We start from the raw sequence: 22,130 nt of genomic DNA on the forward strand, positions 1-22,130 counted from the left end.
CCGCCGAACCCGCCGAGGAGCCCCATGACGACCAGTGCCCTGGAAGAGTCCGCCCAGGCCACCCCGACCCCGCAGCCCGACGCCCTGCTGGAGGTGCGCGGCCTGACGATCACCTACCCCACCCCGACCGGCCCGTTCACCGCGGTCGACGGCGTCGACCTGGTCCTGCGCCCGGGCGACAAGGTCGCCGTGGTGGGGGAGTCCGGATCCGGCAAGACCAACGCCTGCATGGCCGTCGCGGGGTTCCTCGCGCCGGAGGCGCAGGTCTCCGCCGAGGCGATGGCGTTCGCCGGGGCGGACCTGCGGGCGCGCCGCGCCCGGGCGATCCCGGAGCGGATCACCGGTGTGGGCGTGGTCTTCCAGGACGCCATGACCTCGCTCGATCCGGTGTGGACGGTCGGCCAGCAGCTGTGCGCGGTGATCCGGCACAACGAGAAGCTCTCGCGCAAGGAGGTCCGGGCGCGCGCCGCGGACTGGCTGCGCCGGGTGGGGCTGCACGACACCGAGCGGGTGCTCGCGGCCCGGCCCTACGAGCTCTCCGGCGGCATGCGGCAGCGCGTGATGATCGCGATCGCCCTCAGCGCGCGGCCGCGGCTGCTCATCGCGGACGAGCCGACCAGCGCGCTCGACGCCACCCTGTCCCGGGAGCTGATGCAGCTCATGGTCGAGCTGACCGAGGAGCTGGGCGCGGCGCTGCTGATGGTCAGCCACGACATCGCGCTGTGCCAGGCGTTCACCGACCGCACCGTGGTGATGTACCAGGGCCGGGTCGTGGACCAGGGCCCGTCGCGGACCCTGGCGGACACGGCCACCCACGCCTACACGCGCGGCCTGATCGCCTGCGTGCCGCGGCTGGAGAACGCGGACTGGAAGCGGCTGCCCACGATGGCGCGCATCGACGGGGTGCCCGCGTGAGCGCCACGATCCAGTTCACCGACGTCCGACGGGTGTTCCGCGGGCGCGGCGGCGCCGAGCACGCCGCCGTCGACGGGGTGGACCTGCTGGTGGACTCCTCGACCCGGCTCGGGATCGTCGGGGAGTCCGGGTCGGGCAAGTCCACCGTCGTGCGGATGATGCTCGGCCTGGACCACCCCACCACGGGCTCGGTGGAGTTCGACGGGGTGCCGCTCGCCTCGATGTCCGCCCCCGCGCTGCGGGCCTTCCGCAGGCAGGTGCAGCTCGTCGCGCAGGACACGTCGTCGTCCTTCGACCCGCGGCGCACGCTGCGGGACGCGCTGCGCAAGCCCTGCCACAACCTGCTCGAGCTGGACACCGCGGCGGCGGACGCGGCCATCGACCGCACCCTGGAGGCGCTCTCGCTCGACCCCGCGCTGGCCGCGCGCAAACCGCACCAGGTCTCCGGTGGGCAGCGGCAGCGGTTCTCGATCGCCAGGGCGCTCGTGGTGGAGCCGACGGTGATCGTCTGCGACGAGGCCGTCTCGGCGCTCGACGTGTCCGTGCAGGGCTCCGTGCTGAACCTGCTCAAGGAGCACTGCGAGAACCACGACGCGGGGCTGGTGTTCGTGTCCCACGGGCTGCCCGCCACCGCGTTCATCTCCGAGGAGCTGGTCGTGATGTACCAGGGTCGGGTCGTGGAGCGCGGGCCGGTCGGCCGGGTGCTGTTCGAGACCGAGCACCCCTACACCCAGACGCTGGTCGACGCCTACCGCGTGACCGAGGGGGTGCCCTCATGACGCACCTCTGGACGCGCAACGGCTGGTGGGTCCGCAGGCTCGCGGTCCTGCCGCTGCACCTGCTGATCTTCGCCCTGGTGGTGTTCTTCCTGGTCAAGCTCATCCCCGGCGACCCGGTCGCGGTGCTCTCGGGCGGGCAGCCGATGACCCCCGAGCAGTACGAGGCCACCCGGGCCTCGCTCGGGCTCGCGGACCCGATCTGGGTGCAGCTGACCACCTTCCTGGGCGACGCGGTGCGGCTGGACTTCGGGAACTCGATCATCAGTGGCATCGGCGTGATGGACGAGATGAGCACCCGGCTGCCGGAGACCGTCGAGCTGGCGGTGATGGCGATGACGATCTCCGCGCTGCTCGCGCTGGCCCTGGGGTTCCTCGTGGTGCTCCGGCCGCGCAACGCGGTGTCCCGCGTGATCGCCTCCTACGCCCGGGCCGCGGGCGCGGTGCCGGACTTCTGCCTCGGGGTGGCCGGGGTGTTCGTCTTCTACTCGGTCCTGCACTGGGCGCCCGCCCCGATCGGCCGCTACGCCACCTCGCTCAACGCACCCCCGCGCACCACCGGCTTCCCGTTCCTCGACGCGCTGCTCTCCAGCGACACCGTGCTGATGTCGTCGATGATCCAGCACCTCTGGCTGCCGATCGGGGTGCTCGTCGTGGCCTACGCACCGATGCTGCTCAAGCTGTTCATCCGCTCCCTGGACCAGGCCAAGAGCGCCCAGGCCACCCGGTTCCGCATCGCGTCCGGGGCCTCGCGGCCGATGGTGCTGCTCAGCGTCGGGCGGCGCGCGCTGCCGTCCACGATCGCCATGTTCGGCACCATCTTCGGGTTCATGGTCGGCGGGGCGGTCGTCGTCGAGCAGCTGTTCGCGATCCCGGGGATGGGCGAGTACGCGGTCCAGGCCGTCACCCGCGCGGACTTCGTGGCGCTGCGCGGGTTCCTGCTGGTGGTCGGCGCGGTGTCGCTGATCGTGTTCTTCCTGGTCGACGTCGTCACCATGTCCCTCGATCCGCGGCGCCGCCCCGGCGTCGCGACCGCCGGAGGCTGAGCCGTGGCCCTCGCTCTCGACACCCCGGACCGCGACACGCGGCGCAGGCGGACCAGGCGGCCCGGCATCGCGTCGGTCACCCTGGTCCCGGCGGCGATCCTGGTGCTGCTCGCCGTGCTCGGTCCGGTCCTGGTGCCCTTCAGTCCGATCGACGTCGTGGACCGGCCGGACCTGCCGCCCGGCGGCGCGCACTGGTTCGGCACCGACTCCGCGGGCATGGACGTGTTCTCCCGGACCATCGCCGCCACCCGCAACAACCTGCTGATCGGGCTGATCACCACGGTGCTGGCCACCTCGCTGGGCATCCTGATCGGGCTCGTCGTGGGGATGAACGAGTCCCGGCGCGGTCCGGTCGGCACCCTGGCCCGCGGGGTCTCGCGCGCGCTCGACCTCGTGCAGGCCGTCCCGGCGATCATCATCGGCCTGGTCCTGATCGCGTTCTTCGGCGCCTCGATCCCGTCGCTCACGGTGGCGCTGACGGTCTGCCTGCTCCCCAACCAGGCGCGGCTGGTCCGGGCCGAGGTCCTGCGGGTGCGGGGCGAGGCCTACCTGGACGCGGCGCGGGTCTCCGGGGACTCCGAGCTCGTGCTGATCGCCAAGCACGTCCTGCCCAACTCGTCCTGGCCCGCGCTCGAGAACGCCTCGCTGGTGTTCGGCTCGGCGATCGTGCTCACCGCGGGGCTGGGGTTCCTCGGCGTCGGGTTGCACCCGCCGACCCCGGAGTGGGGCTCGATGATCGCGATCGGCGCCCCGGGCGCCGCCTCCGGCCGGTGGTGGTCGGCGCTGTTCCCCGCCGTCGCGCTCGCCCTCACCGTGTTCGCCGTGTCCGGCGTGGGTCGCCGGCTCTTCGGTGACGACTGACCGACCTCCCCCCACTCACCCAGAAGAAGGAGACACCCATGTCCGCACTCCGCTCCCCCGGGGGGACCGGTCGATGGAGACGGTCCCGCGCCGCCCTGGCCCTCGCCGCGGTGACGGCGTTCGCCGTGGCCTGTTCCTCGTCGGCGAACAACCCGGGCACCGCCGCGGGCGGTGACGGCGCGTCGATGACGATCGTCACCCCCGACACCGGCATCACCTGGACCCTCGACGACGGCTTCGGCGGCTTCGAGCCGGGCAAGAACGTGCAGGCCACGCTGCTGCGCAAGCCGTTCGTCGACTCCCCGCAGGGCCGCGGAGTGCAGCAACAGGACGTCTACAACTACGGCCCGTACCTCGCGTCGAGCTACGAGGTCAGCCCGGACGGGCTCACCTACACCTTCCACCTCTCCAACGCGATCAGCGCCTCGGGCAACGAGATCACCAGCGACGACGTGCTGTGGAGCTACGAGCGCAAGTTCGGCACGCCGGGGTCGCTGGCCGCGGGCATCATGGCGCCGTCGCTGACCGACCCGGCCCAGCAGATCAAGAAGATCGACGACAAGACCTTCACCATCACCATCCCGCAGGCGGGCCTGGGCACCACGTTCCTCGCCCTGCTCTCGGACCTGTGCGGGCAGATCTACGACAGCACGGAGCTCAAGAAGCACGTGACCCCGGACGACCCGTACGCGGTCAAGTGGTCCGCCCAGAACCCGAACTACGGCTTCGGGCCCTACAAGGTCACCGACTACAAGCCCGGCCAGTCCGTGACCATGACCGCCCGGGACGACTTCGTGCTCGGCCCGCCGAAGGTCAAGACGATCAACATCCGGATCGTGCCCGACCCCGGTACCCGTGCCAACGCCGTCAAGAACGGTGACGCGGACCTGGCCGAGAACGTGACCCCCGCGGACTCCGCGACGCTGTCGCAGGACCCGAACCTGATCGCGCCGCAGGTCAGCAACCCGAACACCTACATCATGATGCCGCTGGTCACCAACAAGGCGCCCTTCGACAACACGCTGGTCCGGCAGGCGATGGCCTACGCCACGCCCTACCAGCAGATCATCGACAACGTCTACCGCGGCCTCGCCCAGCGCAAGGGCCCGGGCTTCCTGCTCGACGACGCGCCGGGCTACTCGAACGCCGGGTTCCCCGACTACACCTACGACCCGGCGAAGGCGAAGGCCCTGCTCGCGCAGGCCGGGTTCCCGAACGGCGTCGGGTTCACCCTGGCCGTGTCGGCGGCCGAGCCGGACGTCCGCGAGGCCGCCATCCAGATCCAGACCCAGGCCAAGGCGGCCGGGTTCGACATCACGATCGACGAGATGCCCGCGTCGGAGTTCGCGCAGCAGCGGACCAACCACACCTCGCAGGCCTTCATCCTGCGGGACTACGCGATCACCCTCACCCCGCCGTACGAGCTGCTCGTCTACACGGCCCCGAACGGCGCGAACAACTTCGCGGACTGGTACTACAAGCCCTTCCAGGACGCCCTCGCCTACGGCAACACCCTGCCGGACGCGTTGTCCGACCAGGCGGGCCAGGCCTGGAACGCCGCGGAGAAGATGTACCTCGACGAGGCGCCGATCGTGTTCATCGGGCAGGTGCAGCCGAACGTGCTGGTCTCCAGCCGGATCACCGGCTACGCCTGGACCTCGGACAACTGGATCGACTACTTCAACTTCGGGACGGTGTCGCCCTAGCTGTGGAATGACACCATGTCTGCGCGATAGTGCGCGTAGGCGAACTCGTGGATGACGCCGTCGGCGTCGGACAGGGTCTGGTCCCGCACGAGCAGCCCCGCCCCCGGGCTGACTCCGAGCAGGGCCGCGGTCTGCTCGTCCGCGTCGACGGCGTCGATCCACGTCTGCATCCGGCCGAACGGCCTGCCGTAGATGGCCTCGAACGTCGTGGCGATGTCGTGGATGGCGGACCGGTGCTCGAACATGTCGATGCTCGGGTCGATCTGGAAGGCGACCAGGGTGCCGATCGTGGTGCCCTCGCTGGAGATGAGGTACTCGATCATCCGCAGCTGGGAGCGGTCGGTGGGCATGCGGCTGCGGATGAGCCCGTGCGCGGGGAACGTGTCGTCCCCGATCAGCCGGTAGTCCAGCGGCCCGCCCGCCTGGGTGTCCACGACGTCCTGCATGGGGATCTGCACGGGCTTGGCGTGCACGTACGTGCCGATCCGGCGCTGCCGGGTGACCAGCCCCTCGTCCGCCAGCAGCTGCAGGGCGAACCGGACCGACGAGCGCGTGGTCCGCAGCTGCTGCACGAGGTCGTCCTCGGTCAGCGGGTCGCCCGCGCGCAGCAGCCCCGACTTGATCGAGGAGCGGATGAGCTGGTGGACCAGCCGGGCCGAGCGGTTCCGGGGCTCGTTGGGCCCGCCGACCGACCGGGGGTGCCGCCGCGCCTGAGCGGGGACGTCCATGCGCCATACCTCTCCCAGATACCTACACCGCGGCGCTGGGGTCCCACCCGCGAGGATAGCCGGGGCGGCGGTCGCGGGGAACGGCTCGGCTCACGCGATGTGGGGTGTGCCTACTCCCCGGACACACCGTCCGCCGAACCGTTGGCCACGGTCACCGACGGGGTGGGCTCACAGGCCGCGCGCCCGCAACGAACGACGGGCGCTCCGCGATCACTCCTCGGGCCCAACGGACACCCGGGGGGCGTGGCGAGAGGGGTGTGCGGATGGCGTCCGTTGGGCCGCGGTCCTTGGCGAGGCACGTGTTCCAGGACTGGTCGGTCAACGCCGGCTACCGGGACACGCAGCTGATCCTCGCGTGGTTCCGCTCCGCGCAGTGGGCCCTGCGCCGGTGGGGCGCCGTCGGACGGTGGTACTGCGCCTTCTACCGCCTGTTCAGCTCGTTGTTCCTGAGCGTGGAGCTGCCCGCCGAGCTCGAGGTCGGCCCGCGGCTGCGGATCTTCCACCCGCACGGGCTGGTGCTGAACCCCGGCGTGCGGCTGGGGAGCGACTGCGTGCTGCGACAGCACGTCACCATCGGGAACACGACGCGTCGGGACGGCACCGAGCGTGGGGTGGCGTCCGCGGGCTCGCGGGTGGAGTTCGGCGCCGGCTGCGTGGTCGTCGGGGACATCCACGTCGGCGACGACGCCCGGATCGCCGCGTTGGCGCTCGTCACCCGGGACGTGCCCGCGGGCGGGGTGGTGCGCGGGACCCCCGCGGTTGTCGAGGCCCCGGTCGAGGTGCCCCCGCAGGCCGCTCCACGAGGGTCGGCACCGGTGGCTCCGTGACCGGACACACCCCGACGTCCACGGGGGTGCGCGCGCTGAAGGTGCTCGCCCACCAGGCCGCGCTCGAGCCCTACGGTGGGGTCGAGGTCTGCACCTTCGAGGACAGCCTCGCCCTCGCTCGCCGCGGCCACCACGTCGACGTCGCGTTCGGCGCCGACGGCTCGCTGCGCACGCCCTACGAGGCGGGCGGCGTCGGACTGGGCGGGCCGTTCCGGTTCGACTTCTCGCCCGCGCGCGCTCTCACCGACGTCCGACGACACGTTCCGGCGGCCCGGTGGGCCCGCTCCCGGCGGCCGGACGTGCTGTGGCTCAACCGGGCGGAGCACATCGTGTGGGGCCAGGTGGTGGCCCGCGCGGCGCGCTGCCCGATCGTCTGCCACCTGCACGGTCCGCCGGTATACCGCCGCCAGCGGCTGGTCACCGCCGGGGTGGCGCACCTGGTCGCGGTGTCGGACTTCGTCCGACGCGCCTACGTGGACCTGGGGGTGCCGGAGGACCGGATCTCCGTGCTGCACAACGCGCTCGACCCGGCCCGCCATCCGGTCGGCGGCCTCGCCGAGCGGGCGGCCGCGCGCCGCGCCCTCGACCTGCCCGCCGACCCGCCGATCGTGCTGGGCTACGGCCAGATGACCGAGGCGAAGGGGGCGCTCGTCCTGGTCGAGGCCTGGCGGCGGCTCGCCGCCGCCCGACCGGACGCCCTGCTGGTCCTGGTCGACTCGCACCCGCATCCCGACCCGGCGTTCACCCGTGCGCTGGAGACGGTGCCGCAGGCGTCGTACCGGCTGTTCGGCCTGGCCACCGACGTCGTGCCCTTCCTGCACGCCGCGGACGTGGTCGCGTTCCCCAGCCTCCTGCCGGAGGCCTTCGGCCGCGTGGTCGTCGAGGGGCTCGGCACCGGACGGCCCGTGGTGGCCTCCCGCGTCGGCGCGGTCCCGGAGATCCTCACCGGGGACCTGGCCCGGTTCCTGGTCGAGCCCGGGGCGGTCACCGAGCTCGCCCTGGCGCTGGGCCGCCTGCTCGACTGGCGCAGGGACGAGCCGGGACTGGCGGACGCGTGCGCCGCGCACGTCGCCACCCGGTTCGCGATGGAGCCGCGCATCTCGCGGCTGGAAGGGATCCTGGCGGAGGTGGCGGGATGAGGCACGGAGCGCCGACGACGCGTCGGCGTGGGCCGCTGGTGCTCGGCGTGGGTGTGCTGGTGGTGGCGGCCGTGGTGGCCGTCGTCGTCGGCGCCCGGAACACCGGGACGGTCGGGCTCGCCCAGGCGGCCCCTGACCTCACCCAGGCTGCGGTGGCGCAGGACTGGGGTGCGCCGGTCCGGGTCGACGAGTTCACGGGCACGGCGGTGGATCTCGGCCAGTGGGCGGTCTACGACGGCGGGGGCCACAACAACCAGGGCGTCCGCAGTCCTGCGCAGGCGACGGTGGCGGACGGGGTCCTGCGGCTCACCGGGGACGACCAGGGCACCACCGCCGGGCTGAGCATGTGGCCCGGGCAGATGTACGGCCGCTGGGAGGTGCGGATGCGGGTGCCGTACGGGCACCCGGACTACCACCCGGTGCTCGCGCTGTGGCCGCAGAACAACGACTGGCCCGGCGGCGGGGAGATCGACTACGCGGAGATGGCCGCCACCGACCCGGGTGCGCAGTTCAACTACCTCGCCGGGGCCACGAACACCTGGACGAAGTCTCGGGTCGACCTCGACATCACGCAGTGGCACAACTACGCCGTCCAGTGGACCGCGCAGGGGGTGCGGGGCTACATCGACGGCCGCGAGGTCTTCGTCGACGACGACGTGTCCCACCTGCCGCCGGGCCCGATGTACCAGACCATCCAGCTCGACTGGATCCCCTACGTCGACGAGCGGCCGACCGAGACGGTGATGGACGTGGACTGGGTGCGGATCTACCCGGTGCCGGCAGGTGCCGCGTGACGAGACACGCTGCGCCGAAGGAGAGCCGACGGGGACCGGTGGCGGCGGGCGCGGCCGCCCTGGTCGTGCTCGCGCTCGCCTCCATCGTGCTGTACCTCGGCAACCGCGGCCCGGGGGTCACCGAGAGCGAGCTGGTGGCCCGCGGCGGGGAGGTCACCCAGACGCCCGAGACGACCGCCGCCTCACCCACGTCGTCGCAGGCTCCTCCGACGACCACGACGACCACGACGACCGCGGCTCCCTCGCGGGCACCGGCGAGCACCAGACCCGCGGTGGCCCCCCGGGCGGCGCCCGCCGCCGACCGGACGCAGGCCGCGGTGGCCCGCGGCTGGGGTGCACCGGTCCTGGGCGACGAGTTCGACGGCACCGCGGTCAGCCGCGACCGCTGGGCGCTCTACGACGGGGCGGGACACAACGGCCTGGGCGTGCGGAGCCCGGGTCAGGCGTCGGTGGCGAACGGCGTGCTCCGGCTGACCGGGGACGACCAGGGCACCACCGCGGGCATGAGCTTCTGGCCCGGACAGCAGTACGGCCGGTGGGAGGTCCGGATGCGGGTGCCGTACGGGCACCCGGACTACCACCCGGTGCTCGCCCTGTGGCCGATCAGCAACGACTGGCCCGGGGACGGCGAGGTCGACTTCGCCGAGATGGCCGCGGGGGACGCGGGTGCGCAGTTCAACTACCTCGCGGGCGCGAGCAACACCTGGACCAAGGGCTACACGCCCGTGGACATCACGCAGTGGCACAACTACGCCGTCGAATGGACGCCGCAGGGCATGCGCGGCTTCATCGACGGCCGCGAGGTCTTCGTCGACGACGACGTGTCCCACCTGCCGCCGGGCCCGATGTACCAGACCATCCAGCTCGACTGGATCCCCGCCGCGAGCGACCGGCCGACCGAGACGGTGATGGACGTCGACTGGGTGCGGATCTACGCCCTGTGACGCGGGCCGGGGCCCGCGCGTCGGGTCCCGGTCACCCGGGCGGGCGGACCTCGAGCACGACGGCGTCGCCCTCCTGGAAGGCGATCCGCACGCGTGGGTCCCGCACCAGATCGGCGGTGAACGCCTGTAGCGTCCCGGGCGGCGCGAAGCCGTAGCCCTCGGCGTACGCGACCTGGCTCGGGCCGATCGCGATGTAGGCCGACTGGCCCTGTCCCCGCCACTCGTCGACGGCCTGCAGCACGGCGGGCACGTCCGCGGCGGTCAGCGCGCGGCCGACGAACCGCGGGTCACTCATGATCTCCCCGCCCCACCGGTAGTCGGCCGTGAGGAACGCGGAGTAGCGGGCGGTCAGCGGGATGGGGTAGTTCGACATCAGCATCGTCAACAGGCTGCCCGGCGTCGCCGTGGACTCGAACCACCGCGCCGCGTCCACCTCCTGCGGCTGGATGGCGTTGACCCGGTCCAGCCCGAACCCGGCGAAGAGCAGCAGGGCCGTGGCGACGAGCCCGGCCACCGTCGTGGCCCCGATGCGCACCAGCTCGCCCGCGCGGCTGCGCAGCCGGTGGACCGGCGCAGCGAGCAGACCCGAGGCCAGGTAGGCCAGCCACGGACACATGAAGACGTAGATCCGGTAGACGCCCTCGCCGCCGTAGGACTGGACGAGGATCAGGGTGGCCGGGGTCAGGGCGAGCAGGAGGATCCAGCTCTCCCGGCGGTGGCGGCCCACCAGGAACCAGCCCAGGCCCGCGGCCAGCACGAGCACCACGCTGAGGACCCGTGACGTCAGCCCGACGAACTGGTGCCCCGCCGATCCCGGGCCCGGGCCGCTCGTCCCGCTGTTGGCCAGGTTGTAGGCCGCGTCGAAGGTGAACAGGGTCTGGTGGGCGGCGACGTAGTCCCAGGACAGCACGATCTGCCCGACCGTCAGCGCGACGACCGCCACGGGCAGCCACCAGGAGCCCGCCCGGCGGAGGAACGCCAGCACCGACAACGCCACGACCAGGAAGAACGGTGTCAGCTGGTGGCTCACGACGATCGCTGCGGCCATCGCCAGGACCAGCGCGACCGCGAGCGCCCGTGGCGGCCCGGCGGCCCGCAGGCTGAACGAGGTGGTCTCCTGCACCGCGTCCCGCTCGGTGAGGGCGCGGAGCACCCGGAACCGTTCGGTCATCCGGTCCGTACCCCGCTGCAGACCGCGGCTGAGCGCCCCCAGCGGGCCACGCCGGGGGCCGGGCCGGGAAGGCACGAACCGCACCACGGTGCCGACGATGACGAGCGTGAGGAAGTAGCCGAGGGACTGCGGCGCGACGTAGGTCGGGGCCAACCAGGAGCCGAGCACGAACACGAACATGGTGGCGGCGACCCGCCGCGGGTCCCGGGTCAGGCCACGGGCGAGGTAGCGGACCGCCAGCACGTGGCAGAGCATGAAGAACGGGACCATCCCGTTCGCGAGCGTGGGCGCCGGGATCCCGGAGACGTCGCTGACCAGGGCGACGGCGGCGAACAGCCCGGGCCAGTTGTGGTAGATGTCGACGTTGCGGTGGACGTCGCCGAAGGTCTGGATGTAGTCGATGACCGCCAGGTGCTTGTAGGCGTAGGCGAACTTCGGCACCGCGTTGAGCATCGCCGTGCCGTGCAGGAACACCACGAGCGCCAGGACGTGCAGCTGCGCCACCCACGGCGGCGTGCCGCGGCGGACCACGGCCCAGGCGAAGGCACCGAGCACAGTGCCCAGCGCCACCAGGAACGTGACGGGGAGGACGGAGACGAGTCCGTAGTCGTCGAGCGCGGCGAGGTCGATGCGCCCCATCGAGAAGGCCCACAACCCCGCCGCGACCGCGAGCACGCCGAGGTGCACGGCCGCGCTCCGGCGACCCGGGGACCGCTGCTCCGCGGAGGAGGGCGCCGGTGCGGGGACGGGCGTGGGCGCGGGCTGCGGTGCGGCAGGCCGTCCGGGTGCGGCGACCGGAATGGGCACGGAGGGGGAGGGCACGGAGGGGGAGGGCGCGGCGCGCGGGGGCGCCGGGCGGGGCAGCGCCGGGCGCGACGCGGGCCGGCGCACGGGAGCGGGAGGGCGCCGCGGAGCGGACCGGGGGACCGCGGGCACGGCGGTGGTCGGCGGCTCGACCGCGGGCAGCCTGCTCGTCGGGGGCTCGACGGCGGGCAGCGCGGTGGTCGACGGCTCGACCGGAGGCAGGGCGGTGGTCGCCTGCTCGCCCTCGGCCGAACGGCGTGGCGCGGGGACCAGCCCCTCCAGTCCGGCCGCGGCCAGGATGTCCGCGGGCCGAACCGTCCGCGGTCCGCGCCGCTGAGCGGGCACGACCGGCTTGCGGCGACGGTGCCGACCCGAGTCGTCCCCGGGATCGGAACCCGCGGGCCCCGGCGCCGACGGGTCGTTGATCAGGGCACTCACCGGCCGGCCACCGCCGCGGCGCGGGCCAGCCCCAGGGCGTGCCAGGCCAGCAGCGGCCCCGCGGTGACGGCCGCGAACATCGTCAGCATGGTGGGTGCCCAGACGCCGACGGCCAGCATCGTGACACCGCCGAGGACCAGCGCGGTCATGCTCGCCGCGACCGCGAGCACCAGCGTGTCCAGCGGATCGCCGGGCGCACGGAACCCGACCACGGCGAGGCCTGGCGCGACGAGCAGCATCACGAGCAGCGGGCCCGCCCCGACCGCAGTCGGCAGCAGGGTGAGGGCGGGCGCGACGCACGCCAGGAGGCCCACCGCCCCGAACACACCGACCCGCGCGGACAGGACCAGCCCGGAGGGGGTGCCGCGCCGGTTCTCCTGCACGACCCGGAGCCGCCCCAGCACGGCGGCGGCGGCGAGCGCGGCGAGGACGGCGACGGCGGCGATCACGACGGCGTCCTCGGCAGCGGGACGGTCGGCGAGTCGGCAGGGCCGGCGGGGTGGGCGTCGGGCGGGGAGGCGGTGCGCGAGGCCCGCAGCCGCTGCAGGAACCAGGCCACACACGCGGCGGTGAGCACCCACCGTCCGATCTCCCACGGGCCGGTCTGCGGCAGGTGCGTCGAGGCCCAGCCGATCAGGCACACCCCGAACACCGTGGCGAGCACCCAGACGGGCGTGCGTGCCAGACGGGGGGCGCGGGGCACGGCGCGGTGCTGCAGGCCCGCCTGAAGGAGGAAGGCGGCGAGCGTGGCCAGCGCCGCTCCGGTGATCCCCAGGACCGGCAGCAACACCACCGTCAGCAGCATGTTCGCCGTCGCGGCGACCGCCGCGACCACCAGGAGGGGTCGCGTGCGCCGCTCGGTGAACAGGACCTTCCCGGACGCCGCGGCCGCCACCGACGGCAGCGCGCAGACGGCCACCAGGAACACCAGCTCCACCAGCGTGCTCGGGGCGAACTCGGCGGGCGCCACGATCCGCAGGACGGTGGGTGCGGCGACCGTGATGCCGAGGACGACCGGCAGGACGAGCAGGTAGGACTCGTCCCGCGACCAGGCGACCGTCCGCAGCCGTGCGGCGCGGTCCCGGATGCCGGCGATGCGCGGCATCCACGCTTGGCTGGTGAATCCCACGAGCAGGGTCACGACGAAGCCCACGGTGTAGGCGATCTGGTAGCGGCCGACCTCCGCGGCGCCGAGCATCCGCTGGATGACCACGCGGTCCCCGGCGTTCAGCACGAACATGAACACCATGCTGACCGCGAGCGGCAGCCCGAACCGCGCCGCGGCCCAGGCCGTGCGGCGGTCGAGCAGACCGTGCAGCCGTGGCCGGACGAGCGCGAGCCCCACCGCCAGGGCGGCGAACTGGCTGATCACCCCGCCCCAGGCGTAGACGTCCGCCCGCGGCCCCAGCCAGGCGACCAGACCCAGGCCGAAGACCTGCCCGCCGATCGCCGCGAGCCCGCTGACCACGGCGAACGCCCGGAAGCGGTCCTGGGCGACCAGCAGCCCCAGGGCGAGCTGGACCCCGCCCGCCGGCACCGTCCAGAGCACGGTCGCGACGAGCAGCGAGGAGAAACCGGAGAAGCCCGCGGCCGCGCTCCACAACGGGCCGGTCGTCCACACCACCGCCGTGACCACCGTCGCCACGGCGAGGCCGACGGTGATCAGCCCGCGGGCGCGCAGATCGTCCCCGTCCTCGGCGCGCTGCTGCACGAGCGCCTGGTCGATCCCGACCACCGCGAGGATCAGCAGGATCTGGTGCAGGGCGATGGCCGAGGCGAGCTCGCCGAAGTCCGTGGGCCCGAGCAGGTGGGCCAGGACGGGTGAGATCAGGGTCGAGCCGACCAGCTGCGCGGACCACACGACCACGTAGAGCAGCCCGCGGCCGAACAGGCCGCCGCCCCCGCCCGCGGGTTTCGCGGCGAGCTCGACCGTCGTCTCCGACATCAGCGGGCCACCGGGCTGGCGCGCAGCGTGCGGTCGACCGTGTCCAGCAGCTCCCCGCTGGTCAGGGTGGCGAACTTGCGGGCGAAGAGCTTGGGCATGCCGTCGCCGCCCTCCACGGTGCCCGCGCGCGCGGCGTGCAGCCAGTCGAGGTGGCTCATGTCGAGGAAGGGCGGGCTCTTGCTGGGGCTGCCGTCCCAACCCTGCCACCACAGGTCCCGCGACGTGTTCTCCGCGGCCCAGTCCGGGACGACACCCGGGCTGTGCAGCACGGAACCCACGAACGTCTCGTCGGCGATCCAGGTGGACCGCCAGAAGTCGACGACGTCCGGGCGGGCGTCGACGAACCGGAGCAGCGCGGCGGCGTGCTCGCGGGCGAGGATCTTCATCTGCGCCCCGCCCGCGGGAACGATCCCGGCGGGCAGCCTGCGCGGCACCGGTATGCGGATCATGTGCTTGCGCACGGCGCGGTGCCGGTAACGCAGCCGGGGACGACCCCCGCCCCGGCCCCAGTCCGGGATGGGCAGCAGCCGGTACCGGGCGATCGAGCGGCCACGGTGGCCCTCCAGGAACGCCGAGACGTGCGCGGTCGAGACGATCGGGTAGTCGGTGCCGGTGAACAGGCCCACGTGGGTGGCCTGGGTGGCGGCCAGGGCGGCCCGGTAGCCGGCCAGCTCGGCGGCCACGTTCTCCCAGCGGGCCCAGCCCGTCGCGATCCGGGGCAGCACGATGCACCGGGCGGGCAGGTCGCGGGTCATCGCCTCGAACACGCGCTCGGGGGTGCGGCTGTCGCAGTGCAGGAACACCGGGAACGGGTCCAGCGCTCGCACGAGCCTGCGGACCTGCGCCGCGTCCTGGTGGGCCAGCACGACGCACGCGAGGCTAGCGGGCGCAGCGGCGACGGTCATGGTTCTCCGAGGGGACGGTGGGGGAGCGGCCTCGACAGGGAGATCGCGCGCCGGGCCGCGGGCGTTGCGCGCGTCACGGGATCACGAGCCCGCTGTGACGGCGATCTCGGCGAGACCGACCGCTCGAGTGGAGGGACTGACGGCGTCCACGGTGAAGCGGACGCTGGTCACGGTGCGGGCGGGGAAGCGGACCGGGGTGGCCGCCCCGTCGTTCGCCAGCGCCCCGACGGGGACGGTGCTGCCGTCGGAGAAGGTGAGGGTGCCCGCGAGGATCTGGTCCTCGGGGTTCGGGCGGTCGTGCAGCACGACCTGGTCGACCGACACGGGGGCGGGCCAGTCCAGCTGCAGCCAGCTCCCCTCCCGTCCGCCCACGGTCGCCCACTCGGCGCCGGGCGTGGCGGGGAAGCCGGCGACGACGCCGTCGAGCGCCGCGGCGGCCCGCTGCCCGGTCTCCGTGTCCTGCGACGACGCCGTGGCCGCGGCCATGCCCGCGACGTCCTGACCCGGCGCCACCACCTCCGCGGCCGCGCGCGGGCCGAGCGCCTGGATCTCGGCCAACCCGACGGCGCGGGTCGAGTCGCTGACGGTGTCCACGGTGAAGCGGACCCGGTCGACGGTGCGGGCCGGGAAGTCGACGACGGTCGGCTCGCCGGTGTTCACCAGCGCGCCCACGGCGACGGTGCTCCCGTCGGAGAAGGTGAGCGTGCCGGACAGCACCTGGTCCGCGGCGTTGGGCCGGTCGCAGAGCACGATCCGGTCGAGGGTGACCGGCGCGGGCCACGAGAGCTCGAGCGAGCTGCCCGCGCCGCCGTCCCGGGTGGCCCACTCCTTGGTGTAGTCCCCGGGATAGCCGTCGATCACGCCGTCGACCGCCTTGCGCGCGATCTGCCCCGTGGCGAGGTCCTCCGACGACGCCGTGAGCGTCGCCGAGGTGGCCAGGTCGACCCGGTCCTCCTGCGGCGCCGGGTCCGGCTGGCCCACGGTGTACTGCCGCGGCAGCCACGCGGACTCCTGCCGGACGCTGCACGCCAGGGCGTCCGCGCAGGTGAACCGGTCGTTCGCGGCGTAGGCGAAGAAGAGCGCGGTCTTGCGCGCGGTCGTCGCGCCGTCGAGGTTCGCGGGCCGGTCGACGACCGGGTAGCCGAGGTAGCCGAGGAGCCGGTGCGGCGCGGGGTAGGCGTCGGAGGCCTGGCGGGCGAGGTAGGCGATCGTGTGGTGGTCGCTGTGGTCGCCGTCCCCGTAGCGCCCGTCGAAGTCCAGGGTGCGCACGGTCGTGGCGCCGACCTCGGCGAGCAGCGTGGTGACGGCGCCGGTGAGCTCGTCGCGGGTGTAGGTCGCGGTGCCGTCGACGGCGGTCATCGACGGGATCTCGCCCGCCCAGAGCTTCTGCAGGCTCTGGAAGCCGGAGTTCGAGCCGCCGCCGCCGTCGACCTGGCCGTCGGGCAGGCGGAGGAAGACCAGCCGGATCCGCGGTGCGTCGGACAGCGTCACGGAGGCGACGTCCCGGCCCGCGAAGCGCAGCGGGGTGGAGCGCCACTCGTCCGGGACACCGGCCATCCGGGCGTACGCGGCCTGGGCGCCCCGTTCCCGGTTCTGCCAGTAGCTCGCGGACTCGTTCGCGTCCCCGGCGGTGGCGTAGAGCGTGGTGACGCAGGCGCCCGACGCGATGTCGGTGGCCACGTCCGGGTTCTGGAACAGCAGGTCGTCGTCCTGGTGGGCGAGGACGGTGACGGTGGACCCGGCCGCACACGACCGGGTGTCGGCCCGCGCGGTGACACCGAGCATCGCGACCACGACGAGGGCGACGACGGCACCACACGCCAATGCGGCGGGCAGGTGCCGCCCGCGGAACACGGAGCTCATCGCCATCGCCGTACCAGTGGGCTCAGCGCCCGGACTCCCGGAGCTCGTGCGCGACGACGTCCGCCACCGAGCGGGCGTGCGGCTCGCGCAGCAGCGAGCTGTGCTCGCAGTCCAGCGAGGTCACCCGGCCCGCGCCGGTCAGGTAAGGCTCCCAGACCGCCGCGCCGTTCGGGTTGCCCTCGGCGAGGACCAGCAGGTGCCTGCCCCCGAAGTGGGCGGGCGCGTACCGCTTGCTGATGATCTTCGCGTGGTCGAAGAACGCCGCGAAGTTCTCCTCGCCGAACGGGACCACGCCCGCGAGCCGGGCCCGCAGGTGTCGCGGCCACGTCGACGGCGCGGGGATCCGCTCGGGGAGGACGCCCTCCAGGACGGCTCGCCTGCGCGCCCAGGCCGAGGGCGAGCGGACCGGGGTGGGGCTCGACGCTGTGAACCCGGCGGGGTCCTGGCCGGGGAAGTAGGTGTCCAGCAGCCCGAGGAGCTCGACGGTCTCGCCCGCCGCGGCCAGCGCGGCCGCGACCTCGAGCGCCACCAGCCCACCGAACGAGTGACCCAGCAGCACGTACGGCCCGGTGGGCTGCACGACGCGCAGCAGTTCCAGGGCCCGGGTGGCGGCGGCCTCGACCGACCAGTCCGGGACGGCGCGCCGCTCCAGCCCGTGGGACTGGAAGGCGTAGACCGAGCGGTCTGTGAGATGGCGCGCGAGCGGCTGGAAGGTCAGGGCCAGCGCACCGCCACCCGCGAAGCAGAACACCGGTGTGCGGTCGGTTCCGCGGTCGGCCAGGACGAACAGGTCCGGGTGGTGGGGGAGGGTGGGCGTGCGCGCCTCGAGCAGCGCGACGAACTCGCGGATCGTCGGCGCGGCGACCAGGTCCGACGGGCGGACCGCGGCCCCGGTGCGGGTCGTCACCTCGGCGGCCATGGCCTGCGCGGTCAGCGAGTCCCCACCGAGGTCGGTGAAGTCCTCGTTCACCCCGAGCGACTCCAGGCCGAGGATCTGCGCCCAGATGTCGGCCAGCACCATCTCCCACCGGGTCTGCGGCGCCGTCGGCTCGACGCGTTCCCGGCTCGGGGCGGGCAGCTGCGCCCGGTCGACCTTGCCGCGCTCGTTGCGGGGCAGCGCGGGCAGCAGCTCGATCGCCGACGGGACCATGTAGGAGGGCAGCACCGTGCGCAGGTGCAGCCGCAGCGCGGCTCGCGACGACGTGCGGTGGCCCGGGTCCTGCGCCACGTACGCCACGAGCCGGGTCGGCCCACCGGGGGAGTGGGTGGCGGTCACCACGCACTCCCGGACGCCGGGTGCCGAGCGCAGGGCGGCCTCGATCTCGCTGGGGTCGACCAGGTAGCCGCGGATCTTCACCCCGGCGTCCATCCGCCCGTGCAGGGTGAGGAGGCCGTCGGTGAGGCGGGCCAGGTCTCCGGACCGGAACACCGGGGTGCCGTCCGGGTCCGTCCCGAACTTCTCCCGGTTCAGCTCCTCGGCCTCCCAGTAGCCCCCGCTCATGTACTCCGACCGCACGTGCATCTCGCCGAGCTCGCCGGGCTCGACGGGCTCCCCGTCGGGACCCACCACACGGACCTCGAGCCCGTCGTAGACCCCGCCCGCGGGGACGACGAGGTTGTCGTCGGTGCGCAGGACCTCGTGCATCGACAGCACCCCCACCTCCGACGAGCCGGTCCAGTTGTAGAGCCGGGCCGGGAGCGGAAGGTGCTCGAACGCGGACACGCAGTCGTCGTGGTAGATGGGTTCGCCGCAGGTGGCGACGGTGCGCAGGTGCGGCAGCGGCCGCTTCGCCGGCAGCTCGGCGAGCAGCGACCTCAGCAGGTGTGGGGTGCAGAGCAGCGTCGTGACCCGGTTGCGGACCATCCGCAGGGGCAGCTCGCGGACGCCGTCGGTGCGGGGGTCGTGACACAGCAGCGCTGCCCCGTTGAGCAGCGCGGAGAACGCACTGATCAAGCCCGCGGCGAAGGACAACGGGAGCACCTGGGCGACGACGTCTCCCGGGGCCAGGCCGAATCCGCGGCCGCTGTTCGCCGCGTCCTTGAGGATCTGCGGACCGCGGTAGCAGACCCCCTTGGAGCGCCCGGTCGACCCGGACGTGAACACCACGGCGACGACCCCGTCCGCGCGGGGTGTGAGCGCGGGCGGCCGGGGGTGGGGCAGCGCGTCACCGGTCGGGCGCACCGCGACCGACCGCAGCCCCAGCTCGGCGGCGAGGGCGGCGTGCGCCTCGGCGGTCACCGCCAGGGCGGGCCTGACGACGTCGCAGATCGCGCGCAGCCGGGCGGCGGGCAGCTGGACGTCGAGCTGCACGAGCACCCGACCGCTGAGCAGCACGCCGACCAGCGCGGTCACGCCGTCGCCGTCCTGGTCCACCAACGTGACCACCGGCGCGTCCGAGCCTGCGGGCACGGCCGCCGCGATCCGGTCGGCGAGCGCCCGAGCCTCGCGGTCGACCTCGGCGAAGGTCCGCGTGTCCGGTGTGTCGACGAGGGCGGCGCGGTCGCCGAACCGGGAGACCGTCTCCGCCCACCGGTCGGCGACCGTGGTGGTGCGGAAGTCGAAGCCGGGGGCGCTCGTCGTCGGCGCGCTCGTCGTCTCCATCTGGTGGGGAACCCCCGTCGTCACGTGGTGGATCGTGGCCGTTCCTGGCGTCCGGTGCGCCATCCCGCTTGTCGCCCGCTCCCGCAGACGGGTTACCGCCCGGGTGGCTCGCCGCGACGAAGGGGAGATCCCGTCCGGTGAGCGGTGGGAGAAGCCGTCGGTCGTCGGCACGCTAGACCCCGATCCGGCGGGCACGTCGTCGGGAGCGCACGTAGGCGGGCAGCCCCCGGAGGTAGCCGCCGAGCTCGTCGCGGGTGAGCTCCGGGGGGTAGCTGGCGATCCGGTCCGCCGAGGACAGGGACACCATCCCCGGTTCCGGGCGGCGTCCGGACAGGCGTACCGCGGTCGACGCGGTGAACCGCGCCAGGGCCTTGGGCAGTTGGACGCCGAGCGCGAGGCCGTGCCGCGGATCGTGGGCCAGCAGCCCCGCGATGGTGGCGACGAACCCGGTGCCGTAGGCGACCATCTGGCTGCGGAGCTCGGTGTAGTGCTCGCGGTGGCGGTGGTGGACCAGCGCGGCGGGCTCGTACCCGATCGCCGCCCCGCGCCAGAGCACGCCGATCAGTGCCGCGAGGTCCTCGCCGCCGCGGGCGGGTGTCCCGGTGCCCAGCGCCTCGTCGAAGGGATGCTCCAGCAGCGTGGCGCGGCGGAACGCCATGTTGCAGCCCGCGCCGCAGGCCCCGGCCCCGTAGAGCGCGAAGCGGCGCACCTCTTCGGCGGCCTCCGAGCGGGCGACGACGGTCGACCGGGTCCAGCTCGGGCCGGTCGAGTCGATCCGGTAGGAGACCGGGGCGAGGATCCGCTCCGAGGCGAACCCGCCGTAGTACCGCTCGAACCAGACCTGGGGGTCGGTCTCCAGCTCGGCGGGCATGACCAGGCCGGTCACCGCATCGAACCCCGGGTTGCGGGCGAACCGGTCCGCGATCGCCGCCACCCAGCCGGGGTCGACCTGGACGTCGTCGTCGGTGAAGGCGACGATGTCGCCCGTCGCGGCGCGGACGCCTGCGTTGCGCGCCGCGGAGATCCCGACGATCGGCTGGCGCACCGTCTTGACCAGCGGGAACCGTGCGCAGACGGCACGGACGGTCGCGTCGACGAGGTGCGGCGGCCGGTTGTCGACGACGATGATCTCGAAGCCTGCGAGGTTCCCGCGGTGCGAGGCCGACAGCGCCCGCAGGCAGTCGGCGAGCTCGTCCACCCGCGTTCCGACGGTCGGTATCACCACGGAGACGCTCGGTAGCGCGAGCGGCCACTCGCGGCGCGGGACGGGGATCGCCGCCAGGTCCGAGACCAGGGTCCGGAACTCCTCGCGGGCGCCCATCCGATCCGGCGCCAGGTCGACCTCGACCAGCCGCAACGGACGGCCGCCCCGGCGGAGCAGCACCCACGCCTGCTGGTAGTGCGGCACGAGCGCCTCGAGGTCGGGGGCGCCCGCCTCGACGTCGACGACCAGGACCTTCGCCGGCCTGCGGGCCGGCGGCACGGCCTCGGGTTCGCGCGGGACGGGGATCCCGGCGAGTGCACGCTCGATCTCGGCGCTGAGATCGGGCTCGGGTGCACCGGGGAGGAGGGTCACGCGCGGCCTCCCTCGTCCACCTGTTCCGAAGCGCGGCGCGACGGGCCGAGGTCCACCGGTCTACTCATCGTTCCTCCAGACGGACTCGTGTCGCGGTCGTTGCGGCATGGTCGCGCACCCGCCGGATGGCGGGCACCGGTCGAACAGATTCCACGGAAAGGGGAGCGGACGTACCGGACTTGCCGTCGTGAAATCGCGCTACGCCGTTACGGCGGCGTGGCGTCCGATGGTGAGCGGTAGTTGTTTGTCGTTCAACGGTACTGGCCGGTCAGGCGTTCGTCCGTCCACGCTGCGCGTCCGCGGAATGCGTGCGTCAATGGAAGGTGATATTCGTGGATCCGCGAATGGGTTGCTCAATTGTGAAGGGCATCACAGGTTCCCTCGGTGAATGAGAGAATGTGCTGCATTCGTCCCACAGACAATTAGGCTGTCAGGCGGTAGTGGATCAGCCGCAGACGAACAGTCCGCGCGTGCGCACCCCGACGCCGAGGGCGCAGGCCTCGCGCAGGTCGGTCTCGGTGTCCACGTCCCGGCGCAGGCCCGGGAGCCCGCCGCCGACCGGGACCGCGCCGGAGGCGACGTGTGCGGCGGCGGAGCCGGGGCCGAAGCGGGGGTCGAGCGGGGTGCCCGCAGGGCTGAGCAGGAGCGTGGTGCCGGTGCCCGCGGCGTCCGCGACGAAGGCGCGCGCGTGCCCGGCGAGCGCGGCCTCCAGCTCCTCGGGCTTCAGAGCGGGGAGGTCGGCCTGGAGGGCGCCCCGGGCGAGCCCCGCCGAGAGGGCCGCCGCGCCGTGGCGGTAGGCGGCGTTGAGCCCGCCCGCGGGCTCGTCCCGCACGACGCGGACGGTGCCCGTCAGCGCCGCGGCGACGCGTTCGTCGTCGGTCACCACGACGATCTCCGCGACCGAGGGCGCGGCGAGCGCGGCGTCGATCGTGTCCAGGGCGAGCGCAAGGGCCAGCTCCGCGTGCCGCGCGGGGTCGCCGACACCGCCGTCCGCGGCGCCCCGCAGGCGCGACTTCCCGCGGTCGAGACCCTTGACGGGCACCACCAGTCCGGCACGCACGTGGATGATTCTAGGCGGGTGGACCTCGGG

At 73.6% G+C, this 22,130-nt stretch carries 18 protein-coding genes; 9 read left to right on the plus strand and 9 right to left on the minus strand.

The window, feature by feature from the left end; genetic code table 11:
* The first annotated feature begins 24 nt into the window (after nt 1–24).
* The 5 genes from L3X23_RS34125 to L3X23_RS34145 are packed head-to-tail and all read left to right on the plus strand — an operon-like array spanning nt 25 to nt 5,304.
* Nucleotides 25–915 (plus strand): ABC transporter ATP-binding protein, encoded by an 891-nt coding sequence (locus L3X23_RS34125; RefSeq protein WP_237197790.1) that lies wholly within the window; start codon nt 25–27, stop codon nt 913–915.
* Entirely contained in the window at nt 912–1,694 is a 783-nt protein-coding gene (locus L3X23_RS34130) for an ABC transporter ATP-binding protein (RefSeq protein ID WP_237197793.1), read from the plus strand. The genes L3X23_RS34125 and L3X23_RS34130 overlap by 4 nt, the downstream gene beginning before the upstream one ends.
* The gene (locus L3X23_RS34135; protein WP_237197795.1) at nt 1,691–2,737 is read left to right on the plus strand and encodes an ABC transporter permease; all 1,047 of its coding nucleotides are present in this window, start codon (nt 1,691–1,693) and stop codon (nt 2,735–2,737) included. The genes L3X23_RS34130 and L3X23_RS34135 overlap by 4 nt, the downstream gene beginning before the upstream one ends.
* A 3-nt stretch (nt 2,738–2,740) precedes the next feature.
* Nucleotides 2,741–3,598 carry an ABC transporter permease gene (locus L3X23_RS34140; protein WP_093089009.1) on the plus strand — a complete coding sequence of 286 codons (858 nt, stop codon included), beginning with the start codon at nt 2,741–2,743 and terminating at the stop codon, nt 3,596–3,598.
* 38 nt (nt 3,599–3,636) lie between these two features.
* Nucleotides 3,637–5,304, plus strand: coding sequence for an ABC transporter substrate-binding protein (locus tag L3X23_RS34145; protein ID WP_237197797.1), 1,668 nt, complete (start codon nt 3,637–3,639; stop codon nt 5,302–5,304).
* Here L3X23_RS34145 and L3X23_RS34150 read toward each other — a convergent pair.
* Nucleotides 5,301–6,032: a GntR family transcriptional regulator gene (locus tag L3X23_RS34150; protein WP_093089007.1), complete on the minus strand. Its 732-nt coding sequence runs from the start codon at nt 6,030–6,032 to the stop codon at nt 5,301–5,303. The genes L3X23_RS34145 and L3X23_RS34150 overlap by 4 nt on opposite strands.
* Nucleotides 6,033–6,295: 263 nt before the next feature.
* On the opposite strand from L3X23_RS34150, the gene L3X23_RS34155 reads away from it, so the two are divergent.
* Genes L3X23_RS34155 through L3X23_RS36470 form a run of 4 tightly spaced genes read left to right on the plus strand, consistent with a single transcriptional unit; the run spans nt 6,296 to nt 9,736 of the window.
* Nucleotides 6,296–6,859: a hypothetical protein gene (locus tag L3X23_RS34155; RefSeq protein ID WP_237197799.1), complete on the plus strand. Its 564-nt coding sequence runs from the start codon at nt 6,296–6,298 to the stop codon at nt 6,857–6,859.
* Nucleotides 6,856–7,998, plus strand: coding sequence for a glycosyltransferase family 4 protein (locus L3X23_RS34160; RefSeq protein ID WP_237197800.1), 1,143 nt, complete (start codon nt 6,856–6,858; stop codon nt 7,996–7,998). Before L3X23_RS34155 ends, L3X23_RS34160 begins: the two co-directional genes overlap by 4 nt.
* Nucleotides 7,995–8,792, plus strand: coding sequence for a glycoside hydrolase family 16 protein (locus L3X23_RS34165; RefSeq protein ID WP_237197802.1), 798 nt, complete (start codon nt 7,995–7,997; stop codon nt 8,790–8,792). The genes L3X23_RS34160 and L3X23_RS34165 overlap by 4 nt, the downstream gene beginning before the upstream one ends.
* Nucleotides 8,789–9,736 (plus strand): glycoside hydrolase family 16 protein, encoded by a 948-nt coding sequence (locus L3X23_RS36470; protein WP_237197804.1) that lies wholly within the window; start codon nt 8,789–8,791, stop codon nt 9,734–9,736. The genes L3X23_RS34165 and L3X23_RS36470 overlap by 4 nt, the downstream gene beginning before the upstream one ends.
* Nucleotides 9,737–9,767: 31 nt before the next feature.
* Here the strand turns inward: L3X23_RS36470 and L3X23_RS34175 are convergent, their stop codons facing one another.
* From L3X23_RS34175 to cofC, 8 genes are all read right to left on the minus strand, one after another.
* Nucleotides 9,768–12,149, minus strand: coding sequence for a hypothetical protein (locus tag L3X23_RS34175; RefSeq protein ID WP_237197806.1), 2,382 nt, complete (start codon nt 12,147–12,149; stop codon nt 9,768–9,770).
* Entirely contained in the window at nt 12,146–12,598 is a 453-nt protein-coding gene (locus tag L3X23_RS34180; RefSeq protein WP_237197809.1) for a hypothetical protein, read from the minus strand. Before L3X23_RS34180 ends, L3X23_RS34175 begins: the two co-directional genes overlap by 4 nt.
* Nucleotides 12,595–14,094, minus strand: a complete 1,500-nt coding sequence (locus tag L3X23_RS34185; RefSeq protein WP_237197810.1) for a lipopolysaccharide biosynthesis protein — start codon at nt 14,092–14,094, stop codon at nt 12,595–12,597. Before L3X23_RS34185 ends, L3X23_RS34180 begins: the two co-directional genes overlap by 4 nt.
* Nucleotides 14,094–14,999, minus strand: a complete 906-nt coding sequence (locus tag L3X23_RS34190) for a beta-1,6-N-acetylglucosaminyltransferase (RefSeq protein ID WP_237197812.1) — start codon at nt 14,997–14,999, stop codon at nt 14,094–14,096. Before L3X23_RS34190 ends, L3X23_RS34185 begins: the two co-directional genes overlap by 1 nt.
* A gap of 81 nt (nt 15,000–15,080) precedes the next feature.
* Nucleotides 15,081–16,862, minus strand: a complete 1,782-nt coding sequence (locus tag L3X23_RS34195) for a PIG-L family deacetylase (RefSeq protein WP_237197814.1) — start codon at nt 16,860–16,862, stop codon at nt 15,081–15,083.
* Between the two features lie 22 nt (nt 16,863–16,884).
* Nucleotides 16,885–19,488: an alpha/beta fold hydrolase gene (locus L3X23_RS34200; protein WP_237197817.1), complete on the minus strand. Its 2,604-nt coding sequence runs from the start codon at nt 19,486–19,488 to the stop codon at nt 16,885–16,887.
* A gap of 148 nt (nt 19,489–19,636) precedes the next feature.
* A complete protein-coding gene (locus L3X23_RS34205) occupies nt 19,637–21,040 on the minus strand; it encodes a glycosyltransferase family 2 protein (RefSeq protein ID WP_237197818.1) in 1,404 nt (467 codons plus the stop codon).
* 445 nt (nt 21,041–21,485) lie between these two features.
* Entirely contained in the window at nt 21,486–22,100 is a 615-nt protein-coding gene (cofC, locus tag L3X23_RS34210) for a 2-phospho-L-lactate guanylyltransferase (protein ID WP_237197820.1), read from the minus strand.
* Between the last annotated feature and the right edge of the window lie 30 nt (nt 22,101–22,130).

The organism is Pseudonocardia sp. WMMC193 (assembly GCF_021728735.1).
Lineage (GTDB): Bacteria > Actinomycetota > Actinomycetes > Mycobacteriales > Pseudonocardiaceae > Pseudonocardia > Pseudonocardia oroxyli.